The 18,302-nt window shown below is 46.9% G+C and carries 13 protein-coding genes and 1 pseudogene; 4 read left to right on the top strand and 10 right to left on the bottom strand.

Going from position 1 to position 18,302, the window contains the following annotated elements:
• The 9 genes from PORAS_RS03535 to PORAS_RS03490 form a co-directional block, all read right to left on the bottom strand.
• The gene (locus PORAS_RS03535; protein ID WP_013760199.1) at positions 1 to 4,395 is read right to left on the bottom strand and encodes a strawberry notch-like NTP hydrolase domain-containing protein; all 4,395 of its coding nucleotides are present in this window, start codon (positions 4,393 to 4,395) and stop codon (positions 1 to 3) included.
• 233 nt (positions 4,396 to 4,628) lie between these two features.
• Complete coding sequence (locus PORAS_RS03525; RefSeq protein ID WP_013760197.1) at positions 4,629 to 4,874, bottom strand: hypothetical protein; 246 nt, start codon at positions 4,872 to 4,874, stop codon at positions 4,629 to 4,631.
• Complete coding sequence (locus PORAS_RS03520; RefSeq protein WP_013760196.1) at positions 4,867 to 5,694, bottom strand: hypothetical protein; 828 nt, start codon at positions 5,692 to 5,694, stop codon at positions 4,867 to 4,869. The genes PORAS_RS03525 and PORAS_RS03520 overlap by 8 nt, the downstream gene beginning before the upstream one ends.
• Before the next feature lie 257 nt (positions 5,695 to 5,951).
• Positions 5,952 to 6,374, bottom strand: a complete 423-nt coding sequence (locus tag PORAS_RS03515) for a DUF6557 family protein (RefSeq protein WP_155811464.1) — start codon at positions 6,372 to 6,374, stop codon at positions 5,952 to 5,954.
• Between the two features lie 65 nt (positions 6,375 to 6,439).
• Positions 6,440 to 7,963: a GmrSD restriction endonuclease domain-containing protein gene (locus PORAS_RS03510; RefSeq protein WP_155811463.1), complete on the bottom strand. Its 1,524-nt coding sequence runs from the start codon at positions 7,961 to 7,963 to the stop codon at positions 6,440 to 6,442.
• 186 nt (positions 7,964 to 8,149) lie between these two features.
• The gene (locus tag PORAS_RS03505; RefSeq protein WP_245528033.1) at positions 8,150 to 9,202 is read right to left on the bottom strand and encodes a transposase; all 1,053 of its coding nucleotides are present in this window, start codon (positions 9,200 to 9,202) and stop codon (positions 8,150 to 8,152) included.
• A gap of 37 nt (positions 9,203 to 9,239) precedes the next feature.
• Positions 9,240 to 9,632 carry an ISAon1 family transposase N-terminal region protein gene (locus PORAS_RS03500; protein ID WP_013759848.1) on the bottom strand — a complete coding sequence of 131 codons (393 nt, stop codon included), beginning with the start codon at positions 9,630 to 9,632 and terminating at the stop codon, positions 9,240 to 9,242.
• Between the two features lie 75 nt (positions 9,633 to 9,707).
• On the bottom strand, positions 9,708 to 10,019 hold the full coding sequence (locus PORAS_RS03495) for a DUF262 domain-containing protein (RefSeq protein WP_044211272.1): 312 nt from the start codon (positions 10,017 to 10,019) through the stop codon (positions 9,708 to 9,710).
• Position 10,020: 1 nt separating this feature from the next.
• Positions 10,021 to 11,871 (bottom strand): DUF262 domain-containing protein, encoded by a 1,851-nt coding sequence (locus PORAS_RS03490; RefSeq protein ID WP_013760194.1) that lies wholly within the window; start codon positions 11,869 to 11,871, stop codon positions 10,021 to 10,023.
• A 160-nt stretch (positions 11,872 to 12,031) separates the two neighbouring features.
• Here PORAS_RS03490 and PORAS_RS08765 point away from each other — a divergent pair.
• Positions 12,032 to 12,883: pseudogene (locus PORAS_RS08765) on the top strand (DUF4372 domain-containing protein).
• Between the two features lie 333 nt (positions 12,884 to 13,216).
• Here the strand turns inward: PORAS_RS08765 and rpsA are convergent.
• Positions 13,217 to 15,013, bottom strand: a complete 1,797-nt coding sequence (gene rpsA, locus PORAS_RS03485; protein ID WP_013760193.1) for a 30S ribosomal protein S1 — start codon at positions 15,011 to 15,013, stop codon at positions 13,217 to 13,219.
• A 338-nt stretch (positions 15,014 to 15,351) separates the two neighbouring features.
• Here rpsA and PORAS_RS03480 point away from each other — a divergent pair, with 338 nt between their 5' ends.
• The 3 genes from PORAS_RS03480 to PORAS_RS03470 all read left to right on the top strand — a co-directional run bounded on the left by PORAS_RS03480 (position 15,352) and on the right by PORAS_RS03470 (position 18,264).
• The gene (locus PORAS_RS03480; protein ID WP_004330883.1) at positions 15,352 to 15,987 is read left to right on the top strand and encodes a 50S ribosomal protein L25/general stress protein Ctc; all 636 of its coding nucleotides are present in this window, start codon (positions 15,352 to 15,354) and stop codon (positions 15,985 to 15,987) included.
• 563 nt (positions 15,988 to 16,550) lie between these two features.
• The gene (locus PORAS_RS03475; RefSeq protein WP_004331502.1) at positions 16,551 to 17,132 is read left to right on the top strand and encodes a superoxide dismutase; all 582 of its coding nucleotides are present in this window, start codon (positions 16,551 to 16,553) and stop codon (positions 17,130 to 17,132) included.
• Positions 17,133 to 17,265: 133 nt separating this feature from the next.
• On the top strand, positions 17,266 to 18,264 hold the full coding sequence (locus tag PORAS_RS03470; protein WP_013760192.1) for a malate dehydrogenase: 999 nt from the start codon (positions 17,266 to 17,268) through the stop codon (positions 18,262 to 18,264).
• Positions 18,265 to 18,302: the final 38 nt, after the last annotated feature.

The raw sequence follows: 18,302 nt of genomic DNA, 5'->3' as shown, positions 1-18,302 counted from the left end.
TTAATCCATTATTACGTCAGTCTCTCCGTCAAGGTATCTTCTCAAAGACTGCACTATATGCTCAAGACGGTTACTACAAGGGCAGTTGTTAAGGAACTCCATAACCTGTTCTCGTGGTGGAGACATGAAAAGAAATTCTTCTTTGAAGCGTTCTCTAATACTCGTAACAACATCGAGACGTTCCTTGCAACTTGCCTTGTATAATCTATCGTAACAAGCCAAACTAATCTTATCGGTCGGTTCAATCAGGGCATGGCGCAGTTCGTCCAATACGGCACGACGTAACGAACGTTCATTGTCTTCAAGATGAGAGCAAGAACGCCAGTTGAAATAGAGGCTTCTGGACTGCAATCTTGTTGCCATATCCTTCATACTGCATCCTTCCAACTTTAATGTGGCTTTGCAAAGAGTCACAAATGGCGAGTATGATTGTACGTCCAGACCTTCATCATCGTCTTTCAGCATGGGTGGTGTGATGTGTAGAAGAACCTCACGATACGAGGGCGGAAGCGGTTGTTCTGTCTCGTTTTGCCAGTCGAGAACAGGCCAAGCCATGTTCTCTTCATGAAGCGATTGCGATTCAAATTGTTTAAGTTCACCGATGGTAATCTGTTCGCGTGGTACGACAATCATCGCTTTATTCTTTACCCAAAAGGCAATGATGCTCTGCATGGGCTCACTCTCAAAACGCAGATTGTCCGTATAGTATCTCATACGAGTTTTGCGTTGCTTCGGGTTGTTTGAAGCTTTGTCACGTTCTGACCATTTGGAAGACACTGGCTCCGCTATGAATAAAGAGCGTATTGGAGCATAGAGTTGCTCAAATGCCTTGGTACTTCTTTCATCCACACTGATACGAAATTTCAGTCCATCGTTTGATTTTTCACGGATGGGCATAAGCAAGAATGTGACATCCAAACCAGTAACATAATATACAGAAGATGTTGAGTTTGCATAACGCAATCCATCAGCTAATGGCAGTGTCACATTTTTCAACACTTCACGCAGACGCACCTCGTCGAGAGGCATCAGTAGGCCATGAGCTACAGTCTTTTTTCCGGCCTTATCTGGGGCGAGTGTAAAAGTGATGAAACGAGGTTTTAATTTGGCTATGGCTAGGTCGCTATAAGCTCCGAGTATATTGCCTGTGACGATTTTGCGCTCTATAATCCGGTTGTTATATTTGGCTATTTCTTCGTTCCAAACCATTGCATCGAAGGGATATGGCTGTCCATATTTCATGATACTTTCCAGTTTGCTGTAGTTGCTGTTCTTTTCAGAATGCACTAGATTGATGGTGATTTCACGCATACCAGCAGACAGAGCAAATACCAATTCCACCTTGCCCGGAAGGAATTTCTTCTCAATGTCTTGGCCAAAGCGAATGTCTTTTAAGACACCAATGACATAATCGCATTCAAATTCCAGTTCAACACAGCCGCTCATATCATATGAAAAGCCCAGTTTAGCAGCCGAAAGAATGGTGCGCAGACGTTTACCTTCTTCGCTAATCTTCTTGAGGTTCTTGTCAAGGCGCTGCGCATTGGCCATCCATTCATTAGAATAGGATTTCAGACGGCGCAGTATTGTATTCCGCATATGCAAGCCCTTTACTTTTTCTTTTGCCATACCACACCATGACTCATAGGGCTGTTGTGCTATGGCTATCAGTTCATCTACCAACTCGTCATTCGTGATATGTTTCTTCAGAGACTCACGAACATTCAGCGTTAGGATATCCTGACGTTGTGCGATGCGCTCTCGCACTTTCTTGCGTTGCAGTCTGTAGTATGCATCCACCTCCTTATGCAATACACTATTCTCTCTGAATGGTAGGCCATATTGTTGTTGGGCTTCTATTATGGCCTTTTGGAGAGATTTTGAATCATAGGGGAAAGTGCGATGGCGGCAGCGGTAGGTAGTGAGGTACGACCCTCCGCCTAATCGAGAGTCATCGAGCGCAGCCGTAAAGAACTCATCACGAACAAAAACAGCCTCAAAATCGCGATGCTCTCGTTCGAGATCCCATTGATTGATGCGGCGCAAGTCCGTTTCAAGTGCTTGGTAAGCAGTAAAGAGTTCGTCGATGGCATCCTGTTGTGCAGTAACGCTAAGCATGGCAAGGCGTGCCATCAGGCGGCTTGCAGTAAGAGAAGATGTTGGCTTCAGACCTAGCACAAAGGACAACTCCGTATGTGCTTCAAGAAACTCACGTGCCACCTGATTGCCATATTTATTGCTCAAGTCAATAAAGTCGGCTTGCTTGCGATCCTGGTCCTGATTGGCCGCAGTATTTGCACTCAGTAGTCGCAATTTGGCGCGAAGCATCATATTTAGCCTTTTCTCTGACGGGATGGAGGTGATGATATATTCGTAAAGGGGAGGTAAGTCCATGCGCTGTCCTGTGCGGTTGATACGTCCACGCTTTTGGAGGTCTATGTTTACATCCAGGTCTGTCTGCACAATGAGCATCTTGCGCTGACGCACTTGCGATTCGGGCACCTCTGCTGTGGCTATGGCATGGGCACTTGCTCCGATAGCACCACATGCGTTGATAAGGATTACATCAAGTTTGTTGTTCTGAAAATCGTTAAAGATACGGTTACTGTGAACCTTACGTCGTGACACGATGGTAGCCGCACAGAAATCGTCCTCTCCGTCAGGCCATGTGTATTCCAACTGGTGGACACGGCCTGTACACTCTTCAAAGCGAATATGAATAAAACGCCCGTCTGGAGCCTCAAAGGTCTCCCTTGTTATCAATCGTCTAATGACATCAATGGGCGAAAGAGGCAGATGAAAGGTATCTTCCTTAATGCCATGTTTGAGTAGTTCATAGAAATTTTCCACCTCAGCAATAGCATTTGCGACTTCTTCTGCTCCTGGTAAGTCCATATCAAAAGTGAGTTTGAACAGAGACATATAGGAGTGGGTGTCTATGACCGTCTTCTCCAATAAACGAAGCAATATAGCCGAAAAATCGCCAAAGCAATTACCTTTCTCATCCTTCACCACATCCTGCAGCACGCATTCCAACGTATCGCTCATTCCGATAACCACGCTACGTCCCTGCCTAACCTCCCCAACAGCTGCGTCGGCGATAGTCTTGGCTTTCAAGGCAATCAATAGGATCTTGTTTACATAAAACAACTGTCCGCGTGTAGGATAACATCCCCAATCAGCTATGAGTTGGTAGAGCCTTCCAAGCGCAATAGTCTGATGAACCATTTGACTCAATGTTACCAACTCGCGAAACCAATACATTACCCTGTCAAACAGCTCGGAGTGTACCACCAAATCGTCATCAAGATAGGTGTAAATAGGGTCAGGAATACCTTCGTTTGAATGTTCACGCCGTATCATCTGCCCATCTGCAGCCAAGGTTGAAGATACAAATTCCTGCATGGGTACACCTCCGCTGGCAAAAGCAAGTTGAAGCGTTGCTTTTGTGGCCAAAGCACTCAAAGCAGTGCGCTGCATAAAGGTTATCAGGCATTCAGGACGTTTGGCAAATGTTGCTGAAAGGAAAACGCATTGGGCTTCAGCACTATTTTCCAACACAGAGTTTATGCATTGGGTGATGACAGACACATTGCCAGCCGAGACACTACTGCTGCGGTGTGCTTCGTCAAAGATGAAAAGCAGACGATGCTTTTCGCAAAGCGCATTGAGGAAATCGAGTCGTGTCTTGTCTTTCTTGGCATCCTTTAGTTGAGAATAGGTCATCATCAAATACTCGTAGCAACCTTCAGGAATGTCTCTTTTGCTGTATATGATTTCCATCTCACGTTTCTTCAGCGATTTATATACAACCTCATATTGCTTTTGGTAGAGTGTCATCAATCCGCTGTCATCAGCCTCCTCATCCTCACCGATTGTAGGAGACCAAATTTCGTCAGGCGCATCAGGCATTGACTCGGGTTCTATCACTTTGTCAAAATCTACAACCGAGACACCGCTATTCACTATCAACGGTCGTGCCTCTTGTATGCCCAACGCCTTGCAATCACGATACATATCGCTAAAAAGCGTATAGCGGTCAGTGAAGAAAACGGGCAGATAGCCGGACAACATACCATAGCGTATCATAGCCGCAGCTTGTCGCCCTTTACCTATGCCAGTCTGGTCTCCAATGATAACGGCCTGACTCCGCATTTCGATATTATAGATAGCCATGGCCACACTGTCTATCTGCTCCATAGCCAATGCTTGAAACAGTTCTTTTTGAGAAAAGTGAAGTCGTTTGGCCACAAATCCGCTAACATCCCCGCCTAGGGCATCTCGCAGTTTTTCAAGCGCATGTGTGGTGTCATTGGCCAACTGGCTTGGCACTTTAGTGCCAAGCTCTTGAGCACCAGCGGATATGCCTTTGTATTCTGTAGAAAGGACCTCCATACTATACTCTGGGTAAATTAGCAGCAGATATTCTTACACGCACAATATGTTCTGTTTCTTGCCATATCAGAAGTCTTTGTTGATGTTCCTCATCGAACCAGCCCGCAAACCAATCTGGGTAGAAGTAGATGAGAGCGTACCGTAAGGCAGAAAAGACTTCAATGATAACAAGCCATTTGAAGATATACCACACTGTTCTTGCAAACTTGCTCGGCGGAGTGTCGGGTCTGTTATTAGCGTGAAGCATCTGCTTTACCTGCTGTCGGAATGTTGTTGTGCTCATATTTCAGTTGTTTGATTACTTTGTTCCATCGTTCAAATGTGGCTTCCGGCTCTTCATAGAAGTAGTCGGTATGACCATTAAGTATTTCAATGAGTTGGCAGAACCGCAAATGCTTGCCATCCCCGTGAAGGCATTCCTCCAGCAGGTGCAACACTCTTATGTTGTCCTCCTGGCATTTCTTGTCAAAATCACTCATTGTCCTTGGTTATGTCTTTGTTTCGCCGACCGGCCTGGTCTGTTAGCCGTTGACAAACCAATTGAACATTCACATCAAAACTGTTGATGCGCACGATGTCGGCCAGCGAATAAGGGTTATGGCTATAGAGGGAATGGAATGCGTACCCAAAGCAGATATGTTTTAGATCATCGCGATGCAGGCACTCGTCCCAACTGGTGCCATCGTCCAAATCTGCGAAGTCAACGACAAGCAATTCCTTGTCCGTCATGTCTGGCGTGTTTCCTTCTTCGTGCCGCAAACAACAGTTGTCGATGTAGCCAAGAGCGTAACGCCTTTCTTCTTCGTTGTTTGCGATGACGTAAAGCATATAGGCGAAGTCAGAGCCATAGTAAGCATCGTTTTCCAGATGCAGGACGGTTCCGTAATCGCCCTCTTTGCTGTCATATTCCACTCCTACGGTCAGTTTACCTTCCACCTCATAGTCATCATCGAAACTTTTGTCAACGCCATGAGCCAGCAAGGTGCGATACAATGCACAGGTACGCCGATACATATTCTTCCGCAAGTCGGTCAGGAGCGTGTTCACCTGCTCCATACGTTCAATCTCGTCGGGAGCATAGGTGAACATCTTGTCCAGTATCATTGTTCTCAGACCGATGTAGTTGTCTATTTCTTCCATGGCCTGTTGTGAAGGACGTTCAAGATAGAAACTCAATGGATCGTTTCCGACAATACCCTTTATATCTTCTTCCACTGACAGCAATAACTCGCGCAAGGTTGCGACATCCTTGCCCGCTTCAATGCGCTCAATATTGATTGTGCTCTCTTTTCGTGTCATTGGTCGTTCTCTTTAAGTTGTTCTTTCTCTTCTTCTGTAAGATGACGCCATTTGAGCGTTTCGCCGGTTGCAGAATACATTGTCAAGATGTCTCCGTTCCTGACGATGAAATCGTCCTCACCGACTTGAACCGGCACACCGATTATTTCGCGAGAGGTGCGCTTCTCGGTAAAAGGGTTGTCACCAACCCAAGTGTAGGTTCTCGTGCCTATGTCCTCTTTGCGGCATTTGCTGTCGTGCTCGCGCTGGGTAAGATGTCACCATTTGAGGAGATAAGGATTGCCATTGGTGGGAGGTCTTCTATCCTCTTGCCACACGTCAAATGTTTCTTCCCTATCTTCTGGAGTGAAGCCCCAGAAGGTTGCATCAAAGAGGACAACCGCGATTATCTCTTCCAAAGGAGCAGAGACATTGGTGCCAATAATCACTTCGCGCCCAACAACCGTCTCCCAATCGGCATTATCCGAATGAAATGCCGCAAGACATGGATCCTTGGCATCCTCAATATAATACTCCACCTTGACATTTTCGCCATCAAGATTGGACGGTATGGTATTCCTCATGCCGTCAAACGCTTCTTTGAAACCAAAGAGGCACTTTGCCATATCAGGATAGTGCTGCACTATATAGGGTGCAACATCGTCAAACTCAACCTTGTTCAGTAGTTCTTTCAGTGTCATGCGAGTCAATTTTGGTGCAAAGGTATGAATCCGTCTATGCCAAATCGAAGCATTGCCACCTAATTTCATTCTGTAATGCAGAGTATAGTCGCCCGTTTAGCTAATAGACTTAACAAATCGTTGTAATGGATTCTAATGTCTTCCTCATCCCATTCAAAATGGTGAACTTCCGTAATAAAGTACATAATTTGACGGTTTGCGCCCATATTCTTGTTCTTATACGTTTGCACTTTCTCCTTAACGTCTCGGTCATTAAGACGTGAGTTGGCACCTTTGCTGATTAAGCAAAGGTTCCCCAGATTGTCAATATATTCGTCTGCACCATCTATATTCTCTGCTTTTTTACGGGCAAGGTGGTGTTCTACCGAGTTCCAATATCGGAAAGAAAAATCTTTCAGCTTGTCTGTATGTGGTATCTGGTGGCAGGACTTGTGTATAAACCTTTCTACCCAATAGAGATAATCTATCAGATTGAAAAGGAAATGTGGTGTGCGCACACCATCGGACATGCTATTGTTGCGGCAAAGGGACTGATTAGGAGCGATGGGTTCATATTCATTTATGTGCATGTCTGACGAGTCGGCACGTTGCAAAATGTATTCGTCCAAGAAGGTAATGTATTCGTTTGCGTTTACAGATATATTGTCAGCTTTTGCGAACCATCGTATTGCTTCTTGTAGCCAATTCTTGTATTTGCGCGTGCGAAACGTTACCTGAAGCATGGATAGTGCTTTAACTATGCGCTTTTGTATATCTCCTTCAAACGTATTTCTGAAATACATTTTATTGCCACTTTGCTCAGGACGTATAAGTTTCCAATTCACGGCCTCGTCGTCATCGCCCTTCTCTGACTCTTCCACCGCTACTGTTCTTACTACGTAACGGTCAAAAAACGTCTTTGTACGAAGCATATTCCCGATAAATTCTTCTGGGTCTATGGCATCATTAAGCTCATCAAAGACGTGCAGCATATATTTGGAATCCAACGGAACAAGACTGTCTGTTCGTTTCTCGTAATTTGCTTCATAAAAAGCTTTAAACAGGTGCATGATGAAGTTGGGAAAGTCGATGATGGATGAATAATCAGTTTCCGTTGGAAATTCAATATCATCATCTTCGGACTTTACATCATGAGACGCTGTTCCACAAGCGTTTCCGTTTAGAATTTCCTCAATGGTATAACCAACAAGTTCCGTGGATTTCTCGCCACTCTCAGTCAAACCATGAAATTTGTAATCGCAGAATCCGTCACCGAAATAACACCTGCGCCGTGAAGGAGGAACAGCCTTCTGTATTGGCACATCTATCTGGGAACATGCGTCCCAGATAAGTGCAAATTCTTGCTGCTTGCCGATATCGTCAATTTTACCAATCAACAACGCTTTGAGAATCTCGTGCTCTTGCAACTGTTCTCCACGGTTATTCATAATCTCGAAATATGTAGTCACATCGGTGTCTTCTGGGATTTCAACTCTGACCAGTATAACGTGGTTGGCAAAATACTGAGCAAAATTCTCGTCTTCACCTAATTTTACGAGCTTATTGCCTGGCATACCTTCTGCGAGATTTGCTGAGGCAATAGTATTCACAGCCTCCTTGAGATATGTTATAGATGGGTGGTTTACGCTGGCCGTTAGAGGGTTCGCGTAAAAAGCTTTAAGATATTCCACCACATATGGCCGCGAATCGTAATAAAGGCAGTTGTTACTATTAATGCCGAGAAAGCGGGCTAATTCCTATTTTGAGGTGCTGGGGAGAAAGCCACACGCAAAAAACTAACTGAAGTGAACGGCGATGCGGTAGAGGAAGAAGTCACTATTTCGGGTTCCATAGTTGATGGCGATAAAGCGTTGGAGGTTCTGGTTGAGTGCTTCTGCTGAAGCGTTGGTCTTATAGCCGAGGAAGTAGTTGCAGATCTCTCCTATGTGCTTGACCATAAAGTGAGCGATGTTCTTGACCTCTTCACATGGACTACTGAGGTGATTAGTGATGATCTCTAGAAGTGCTTTTTTCTTACACTCCAACAGGTGTCGGGAGGGTGTTATGGAGGTACCATTTCGCATAGGACGTTGGTACCACTTCCGTAGCGCTACGGAGAATTTGTACGCTTCTTTGATGTCTGGGAAAAGTCTAAAGAGTAGCCGAGCGCGTAGCTTTTGACTGGCTGTCTGCTCGTTGTGAAGCTTGTGTAGTAACCCTTTGCTGCGCTGGAGGAGCTGTAGCTGGGTATCTCCATTGGACAGCTCTTTTTTGAACTCTTTGAGCTCTTGCTGGATTTTGGGGGCGGGCTGCAGTTTAGACCGTTTGCGACTCGCCTCCTCCAGCTCCCGTTGCTTGCGTAGAAGCTCTTGGCGGTAGCGTATTCTTACTGACTGGACTTGATCAATGATGTTTTTGACAACGTGAAATTTGTCCGCAACTTGATAGGCATTGGGGAAGAGTTCACGAGCCACCCAGTCGTAGTTTGGAGCCATATCACGGGTTACGCAAGAGACTGCGAAAAGTGCTTCTTGGGAGATGTTTGATCTCATTAGATAGACGATCTGGGAGGCTCGGAGCGTGTTGACCATCAGGACGATTTTATTCGTCTCTGGGTTCGACACGATGGTGTAGCAATCCCCGTTGATGTTCTTTTCGTCTATGCAGATGATGGATCCCATATTCTTCTCATTGAGAATGGGGATCTTTAGATCAGAACTTACAGGGCTTTTAGCAGAAGACCCTAGAGATCGTGAGGCTCCAGTCTTCTGCAAATGGCGTTGGTGCCCTGGGCTTTTGTATCCGCTCAAGACATCTTTGTACCAGCGAAAGAGTTTCTTCGAGCTCATCCCCATACAGTAGGCGACTTGCCCGATACTGGTGGGCTTAGACCCAATCAATTTCTTTTAAAAAATTGCCGAAAGCCTTGGTCGCTTTCATGCCTTTTTCATTGTATGAGTAGCTGTTGGAGTAGCTCTTTTCCTCTTGTCGCTGGTCCTGTTTTACCTTCCAGCGACGACGCTTGAGGTAGAGGAAGACCTCCTTGCCCATAGCTGGGAAGGTCTGCAACTCAATGTAGTTCGTATAGCCGTCTAGGACTATGTTTGAAAGATCTCCGTTGACCTCTTTTTTCAACTCTGCGGGGATATGGGCAGCGTCATCTTTCTCTACCATAAAGATGCGGTAAATGCCGTTTTCTTCAACCAACTTCTCGAAGTTAAAGTCTCGGAGAATTTCTTGTGGAGCGAATAGCTCAATCCAATCTAGTTCTTTAGTCATATTTGAGGTGGTAAGGGGGAGGGCGAAAAGCTCTCCTCATTCATTTGGGGGTGCAAGTTAATCAATTCACTTCAGTTAGTTTTTTGCGTGTGGCTTCTCCCCCAGCACCTCAAAATAGGAATTAGCCAGAAAGCGTGTAATAAGACTCAGAACTGTCAAACGTTGCTGGCCATCTATCACCTCAAAGTCATCATCGCGGCGTTTCCGGACAACAAGGCTGCCAATAAAGTAATTACCTTCGGGATTAGTCGTATATGCTTCGTATATATCCTGAAGCAGCCGTAGAATCTGTTCTTCCCGCCATGCGAAATTACGTTGGTACAAAGGTATAATGTAGCGAGCACCGAAGATTTCAGTGATGCTCTTGTTGAGATTCTCTGTTTTCATATTATACTTTCAGAATGAGGTCTTTTATATTTTGTGGCACTTTATCGCAAGTGCTTTTTATTTCCTTCAGCTTGTTTGCCAGCATGTCATCCAATCGCGAGAGGGATGCCATGTCTTTGGCTCGGTATATCAGTTCGAAATACGAATGAGGCAGTTTGTCAGCGGTCTTGTATCTTACCTGCTCATGCGTTATTCGCTCAACATATACGAGACGATAAAGGGTCTTGTAGTAGCGAACCAAGGCTTTCTCTCCAAATTTGTAGAACAGGCATATTATCAGCGATTTATACACCTCTCTCAAATATCCGTCTCCATTACGAGCCGCATCTCCTTTGGGCTGATGCGCATACGGTTTCTTGCGCATCGCTTCTGGATCTGAACATCTGTAATCAAGACAATACTGATAGTAGAATCGCTTGAAGCCTGCAAGTTGGTGCGTACCTAACTCGATGAACAGTCGTTTGTATAGTTCAACATACGTTTCAACATATTCAAAAAACGACTTTCCATTCACAATGGTTTGGTTTATGTTTGCAAACGGGTCAACGTTTTCAGGATCGCCATGCAAAAAGCGATTGGCCGTGGCGATTGTGCCCTTCAACGTGCTTTCGTAGAATTTTGCTGTAAGGTACAAGAGCAACTGTGGATTTTGGAAGGGGAATTCAGCTAGATGGTTTTTATCTATAGTACATCCCTTAAATTCGCCGATTTTCGCTTTGGAGAACTTCTTGGCTTCTGTCGTGCGTATCCACCGACGTGAACGATAAAGTTGCTCATTGAATATCTGGCGTAGAATGTCGATACTACCATCGTCTGGAATCAACGGGGTTGCGTCATATTGCGTAGCGGCTTCCCATCTTACGTCACATGCGATGCGTTCCTCCTGACTATTTTGTTCCATAGCTCTAATATGGAAAGCTTTGAGTAAATTATAAGCTTCCAGTTCCTTGCCTCGTCCGTTTTGAGAATCAAACATCTGGAAGGCCTCCGATTGCTCAGAAACGATAATCTGTACAAACTCACAGTTATCCATTACATAATGCGCAAATTCCTCTCGGTCTTTTCCAGTTTCAACATTTTCTCTAAGCCAATCAGCTATAACCTGGCGATTGTTACGAATGGATTTTAGCGAGTCGGCATGGGCGTATCTAAGAGTCTTCATTGCCGGTGTGGGCATCGCACATTCATGTAATAGCAACGCAATCGTGGTGATGCGCTGCTGCCCATCCACAATGTCGTTGAATTCACCATCTGTGTGGAGAATTACACTGCCTATCCTATATGTCTGCTTTTCAGTTTTCCAATTGTCGCGGATATCTTTTAATAATTGCAGTACGTTGTTCTTTGTCCAACGATATGGGCGTTGGTAATATGGTATTCGCAATTGAGCAGTCAGTGTCTCGCCGACAGTTTGTATTGAAGAACGTAACTTGTTACTTTCTTCTGCCTCTTTCACGCCACGTTCAATCTGAAGTCCCCTCTCATACTGTATAATATGATATTCCAAAGCATCACGAATATCTTTGAATGCTTGATAAAAATCCGACTCACAGGTAATCTCTGTCTTTAATGTCCATGCCCCATTTTGGCGTCCCCACCAGCCTTTTGGGGTTATGTTAGCATAAGGAGCATGTGCATTAAGATAGTTGCGAATCCCTCTCCAAGTTCCTGGTTCACTTTCTATATGCAAGCTGACCTTGCCTCCATTAAATTCATAATGAAGGCAATCACCCAAATGAGTTCCTGCTTGGACAAAGCACCAATCACCGTTCCAACTGTAGGGTTGGTTAGGAAATTCCTTTGCGCAGAATGCCGCGAAGGCTTCTTTTGTTGTTATCTCTATCAGTTTCATATTATAAAAAACTCGTCGCAAAATTAGGTATATACTTATGCCAAAATGCAGCGTTGGACCAATAGTGTCCTAAACGTTTTGCAGGGTAAAGAGAAAAGGGTAGGTTTGTAATTGGAAACAAAGCACAGCTAGTGAGAGCTGTCACAAACCACCCTTTTCAATAGCAAATATAACACTATTCGCACAAGTAATCCGACTCATACCTCGAGAAATCATCCAACGATTAGTCAAGAAGCATGACACAGACAAGCATGCAAAGGGCTTTAACTCGTGGAGCCACTTGGTGACTATGATCTTCAGCCAATTCTCGGGTAGCGTGTCGCTACGTCAAATCTCAGAGGGGCTACAAATCTGCCACGGGCAATCTCAATCATCTAGGTCTATCACGAACTCCCTCCAAATCCAACATCAGTTACCAAAACGCCAATAGGACTTCTCAGTTCTTCGAAGATGTCTTTTATGCACTCTTCCAATATTTGGGACAGCACAGGGGTTGTTTTCATCGTCAGAGGAAGAGACAACATCCAATTTGAATCAATAAGGGAGAGAGATTTGCCTGATACGACATCTCAAGAGATACTGATAGATGAAGAGGTGAGACTGACAGGAGTAGAGAAGCAAGTACCCTAAGAAGATTCGTAGGATAGGCATCTACAATGTTCAAGGAGGCTATACGATTGATCTGTATACCAATGACTTTAAGCACGCAGCCAGCACTATTGCAGCACTATATCGTTCACGTTGGAAGATTGAGATCTTCTTTAGAAAGCTCAAGCAAAACCTGCACATCAAGAGTTTTCTAGGAACCTCTCAAAACGCTGTTGAGATTCAGATTTGAACGGCTTTGATTACGATTCTCCTACTTCAATATCTCAAGCGAATAGCAAAACACCCCTGGAGTCTCTCCAACTTAACAGCCTCTTTGAGACTCAACACTTTCACCAAAATCGACCTCTTTCAGTGGATAAATGATCCGTTTCCACCGCCTCCAGACGAGCCCGAAATAGCATAGGGGGGATACCCCCGTTTTTACCGCAAATGTCAAGGGGCGATTGACCCGCTTGACAGCTATCTTACACCCTTCTCCCGCCAAAAACGTTTAGGACACTATTGCTCTCGAATGACTCCAGAGGAAATCTTCGAAATGGAATTATAATGCGTCAGCCCTGACTCCTAATCTACGGAAGAGAGAGCCGTCGGCAGCGGACTTCCTCAGGACTGTATGAGCTACATATGAAGAGAGGTGACGATCCCTTGGGGATGTCACCTCTCTAATTATTTACTGCCGACCTATTCCAGTGGGCTTTACAGCCTCACCAAAAGATCGTTACATCTTTTGCACGGATTACTCAGCACTCTCTAGACGCTCCTTGAGAGCAGCTAGCTCGTCAAGGTCTCCTAGAGTAGCACGCTCTACGCTCTGCTGTGTAGCAGCTACAGCGGCAGCGTCACGTACCTGCTGGTTGCGCTCCTCGGTAGCAGCCTGACGACGCTCGGCACGCTCAGCATCCTCGTGGATGCGGCTGTGAGAGACGATGATGCGCTGCATCTCGGGGTTGAAGTCTAGGATCTTGAAGGGAAGCTTCTCGTCTAGTGCGACGCTAGAGCCATCCTCCTTGACTAGATGCTTAGGAGTAGCAAAAGCCTCTACACCATAAGGTAGTGCGATGGTGGCACCCTTCTCGTTCATACGGATGACGGTACCCTCGTGGATAGAGCCTATGGTGAACTCCTTAGCGAACTCATCCCAAGGATTCTCCGTTACCTGCTTGTGACCCAAGCTGAGACGACGGTTCTCCTTGTCGATCTCTAGTACCTGTACCTCGATCATCTGACCGACCTTGACGAACTCATTGGGGTGCTTGACCTTGCGTGTCCAGGATAGGTCGCTGATATGGATCAGGCCGTCGATACCCTCGTCGAGCTCAACGAAGACACCGTAGTTGGTGAAGTTGCGTACGCGAGCCTCGTGGTTAGATCCTACAGGGAAGCGTTGCTCGATGGTCTCCCATGGATCGGGCTTGAGCTGCTTGAGACCAAGGCTCATCTTGCGATCCTCGCGGTCGAGCATGAGGACGACAGCGTCTACCTCCTGACCTACGGTGAGGAACTCCTGAGCACTGCGTAGGTGCTGCGTCCAGGACATCTCGCTGACGTGGATCAGACCCTCGACACCTGGGATTACCTCTACAAATGCACCGTAGTCTGTGATAACGACGACACGGCCATGGATGATGTCGCCCTCCTTCAGGTTAGGATCGAGCGCATCCCATGGGTGAGGCATAAGCTGCTTGAGACCAAGAGCGATACGTGTCTTCTCCTCATCAAAGTCGAGGATGACCACGTTGATCTTCTCATCGAGAGAGACCACCTCAGAGGGATCTCCGATACGACCCCAAGAGAGGTCGGTAATATGGATCAGACCGTCTACGCCACCGAGGTCGACGAAAGCACCATAAGAGGTGATACCCTTGACGACACCCTCGAGGACTTGACCCTTCTCGAGCTTGGAGATGATCTCCTTCTTCTGCTGCTCGAGCTCTGCCTCGATGAGGACCTTGTGTGATACGACTACGTTGCGATACTCGGGGTTGACCTTGACGATCTTGAACTCCATCGTCTTGTCGACAAAAGCATCGTAGTCCTTGATAGGACGTACGTCGATCTGTGATCCTGGGAGGAATGCCTCGATGCCAAAGATGTCGACGATCATACCGCCGTTGACACGGCTCTTGATGTAGCCTAGGATGACCTCGTCATTCTCCTGAGCAGCTGCGATCTTCTCCCAAGCACGAGCTGCACGAGCCTTGCGGTGAGAGAGTTGTAGCTGACCGAAGCGGTCCTCCTTGCTCTCGACAAGTACCTCAACCTCGTCTCCGACCTTGAGATCCTTGTTGTAGTTAAACTCGTTGGCAGAGATGATGCCTGCACTCTTGTAGCCGATGTTGACTAGTACCTCGCGCTTGCTGATAGACATGACCTTACCCATGACGACCTCGTTCTCTTTGATCGTCGTCAGAGTCTTGTCATAAATCGCCTCGCGCTCTTTGCGCATCTCAGGAGAGATGTCAGTGTCCTGTGCGTAGCCAGACCAGTCGAAGTCTGCGAGTGGCTGGATACGATCCGTTGGATTGTTACTCATTTAGTAAGTTGTGGTGATTTAATAGGTAAAACTGTATGTATAGTTACTCTGTACAATGGCGCAAAGGTACAAAAATCTTATCTAATAACGCGTTGCGAGATCAAGGATCTGAAATTCTTAACGTCTGATCGATAGAAAATTTGTACCTTTGCAGACGGTTTTCCTATGAATCCAATTGTACACCCCCTCTTGCGGGATGGGGATCTTTGGTCTCTAGTGGAGCTGACGCGAAGGTTGACACGACTGTCCGACACCCGTCACAGAGGCTCTAACAGTGCACCACAGTGTAATGGGAGATTAGCGAGACTAATTTTGAGTAACACTAACTATTTGTACTAATGAAGCATTTTAAGCTCAGCGCCACCGTGCGCAAGGCCGACCAGCTCGGCAAGAAAGCTACCAAGGGGCTCCGTTCTGAAGGGCTCGTACCTGTAGTCCTCTACGGAGGTAGCGAGACACAGCACCTTATCGTCAAGGCTGACGATATCAACAAGCTGATCTACACACCTGATATCTATCTCATCGAGCTAGACATCGAGGGCAAGCAGGTCAAGGCTGTACTGAAGGAGGTGCAGTTTCACCCAGTAAGTGACAAGACGCTCCATGCAGATCTCTACGAGGTAAGCGAGGATAAGCCTATCGTCATGAGCGTACCTGTCGTACTCGATGGTCACGCTGTCGGTGTTAGAGCCGGTGGTAAGCTGGTACGTGAGAAGCGCAACCTACGCGTACGTGCCATCTATGACAAGATCCCTGAGACTCTGGTCATTGACGTAACCAACCTCAAGCTAGGCAAGACGATACAAGTTCACGAGCTATCCTTCGAGGGTCTCGAGCTTGTAGACGCTCCACAGGCTGTCGTCTGCGCAGTCAAGCAGACACGTGCTGCTCGTGGTAAGGATGCTGCTGGGGGTGAGCTTAGCGAGACCGAGGAGGGCTCCGAGCACGCTGAAGAGCACAAGGACGCTGAGTAACGCGCCTGTGCGTCCGGCCTCACACCTAAGGTGTCTCTAGCAGCACACCTAGACAGAGGTCTAGCCGAGAGTAGACACTCGATCGTCTAGCAAAGAGAGCCTACAGTCCCAGTGAGGATTGTAGGCTCTCCTATTATATTATAGTGTCTCGCTAGGGAATGAAACGCACTTTGACCCAAAAGATCGAATCTCCACGTAGGAATTTTGGATTCTCCACGTGGAGAATAAAAATTCTCTACGTAGAGATGAAATGAAACTTCGGAGGAATCAAATGAAACTTCGGAGGAAATGTTTCTTCCCTACGTGGAGAATAAAAAATATCCACGTGGAGATTTGATTTTTTCCACGTGTCTATCGAATTAGAGGTTAGGGATTAGAAGTTAGAGCCGTAGGACCTTACAGCGGGCTACTTGTAAGATTTGCGGAAGATCCTCCTAAGGGGACTTGTATTTGTAGCTCTTTTTATATACCTTTGTGATGCAGTCTAGGCTGGTAGCTCCAGATATATGAGCTGCGAGACTAGAGATGCATCTGTAACACTTAACATAAACAAATAAAGCAACATGACACACGAACTAATAAAGCTCCCCTACGCAAACAATGCACTTGAGCCTGTAATCAGCGCTGAGACGATTCAGTATCACCACGGCAAGCACCTCAAGGGCTACGTAGATACACTCAATAAGCTACTCCCCGACTCTGACCTGAAGGATGCCTCTCTGGAGGATCTCGTCCGCAAGGCTGAGGGCAAGCTATACAATCAGGCTGGCCAGGTGATGAATCACAATATGTACTTCCTACAGTTTGCTCCCAAGGCGGGTGGTCAGCCCGAGGGCAAGCTCGCTGAGGCTATCAAGCGTGACTTCGGCAGCTTTGAGGAGTTTCAGAAGGCTTTCAACGAGGCCTGCACTTCACTCTTTGGCTCAGGCTGGGCGTGGCTAGCTAGTGACAACCAGGGCAAGCTCTCAATAGAGAAGGAGCCAAACGCTGGCAACCCACTACGCAAGGGTCTCAAGCCTCTGATGTGCTTCGACGTATGGGAGCACGCTTACTACCTAACCTATCAAAACCGCCGTGCCGACCACGTCAAGGATCTCTGGTCTATCATCGACTGGAAAGAGATCGCTCGTCGCTACGAGGCTTAAATAGGATAACACTCTAGTGGAGAGATCGGGAGCTAGTGCGTACGACCCTTGCAGGTCTGATGACCGGCTCTCGATCTTTTCCTGTTCTAGACAAGAGATAGCGTATCAATCATTTCAACAAGTATAAGACACTATGAGTTTCGTAACACAAGACAAGCTGGTCATCATCGGTGCTGCCGGCATGATCGGATCAAACATGGCGCAGACCGCTGCCATGATGCGCCTTACCCCAAACATCTGCCTCTACGACCCCTATGCTAAGGGTCTCGAGGGTGTCTGGGAGGAGATGCGTCACTGTGGCTTCGATGGAATCAATCTAACCTTTACCTCTGACATCGCAGAGGCTCTACGAGGAGCTAAGTATATCGTATCTTCTGGTGGCGCACCTCGCAAAGAGGGCATGACACGCGAAGACCTCCTTAAGGGGAACTCCGAGATAGCTGCTGAGCTGGGGCGCAACATCAAGCAGTATTGCCCCGATGTGAACCATGTAGTCATCATCTTCAACCCCGCAGATATCACGGGGCTAGTCACGCTGATACACTCAGGCCTTAAGCCTTCACAGGTGACTACCCTTGCTGCGCTTGATAGTACACGTCTACAGAGCGAGCTAGCTAAGCACTTCGGGCTCCGGCAGAGTCAGGTAACGAATACTCGTACCTATGGTGGTCACGGAGAGCAGATGGCCGTCTTCGCCAGCACAGCCCGCATCGACGGGAAGCCTCTGACGGATCTCATCGGCACCGATCGCCTCACGCATGACCAGTGGGCTGCACTCCAGCAGCGTGTCATCAAGGGCGGTGCAAACATTATCGCACTACGTGGTCGCTCTAGCTTCCAGAGCCCCGCTTACGTCTCCATAGAGATGATTCGCGCGGCTATGGGCGGTGAGCCATTCCGCTGGCCCGCAGGGTGCTTCGTCAGTGACCATCGCTACAAGAACGTGATGATGGCGCGTGAGACTACCATAACTCGTGAGGGCGTGACCTACAAGGAGGTAGACGGTCTACCCGAGGAGGAGGCTGCTCTAGACAAGAGCTACAAGCATCTAGAGGGTATGCGCGAGCAGATCATCGAGATGGGCGTCATACCGCCCGTTGCCGAGTGGCATAAGGTCAATCCGAACCTATAAAGTTTCGTATAGACTGTCTGACAAGACGATGACTCACC

Origin of the sequence: Porphyromonas asaccharolytica DSM 20707, assembly GCF_000212375.1 — a bacterium.
GTDB classification, from domain to species: Bacteria; Bacteroidota; Bacteroidia; order Bacteroidales; family Porphyromonadaceae; genus Porphyromonas; species Porphyromonas asaccharolytica.
This window is presented reverse-complemented; position numbering and strand designations above follow the sequence as displayed.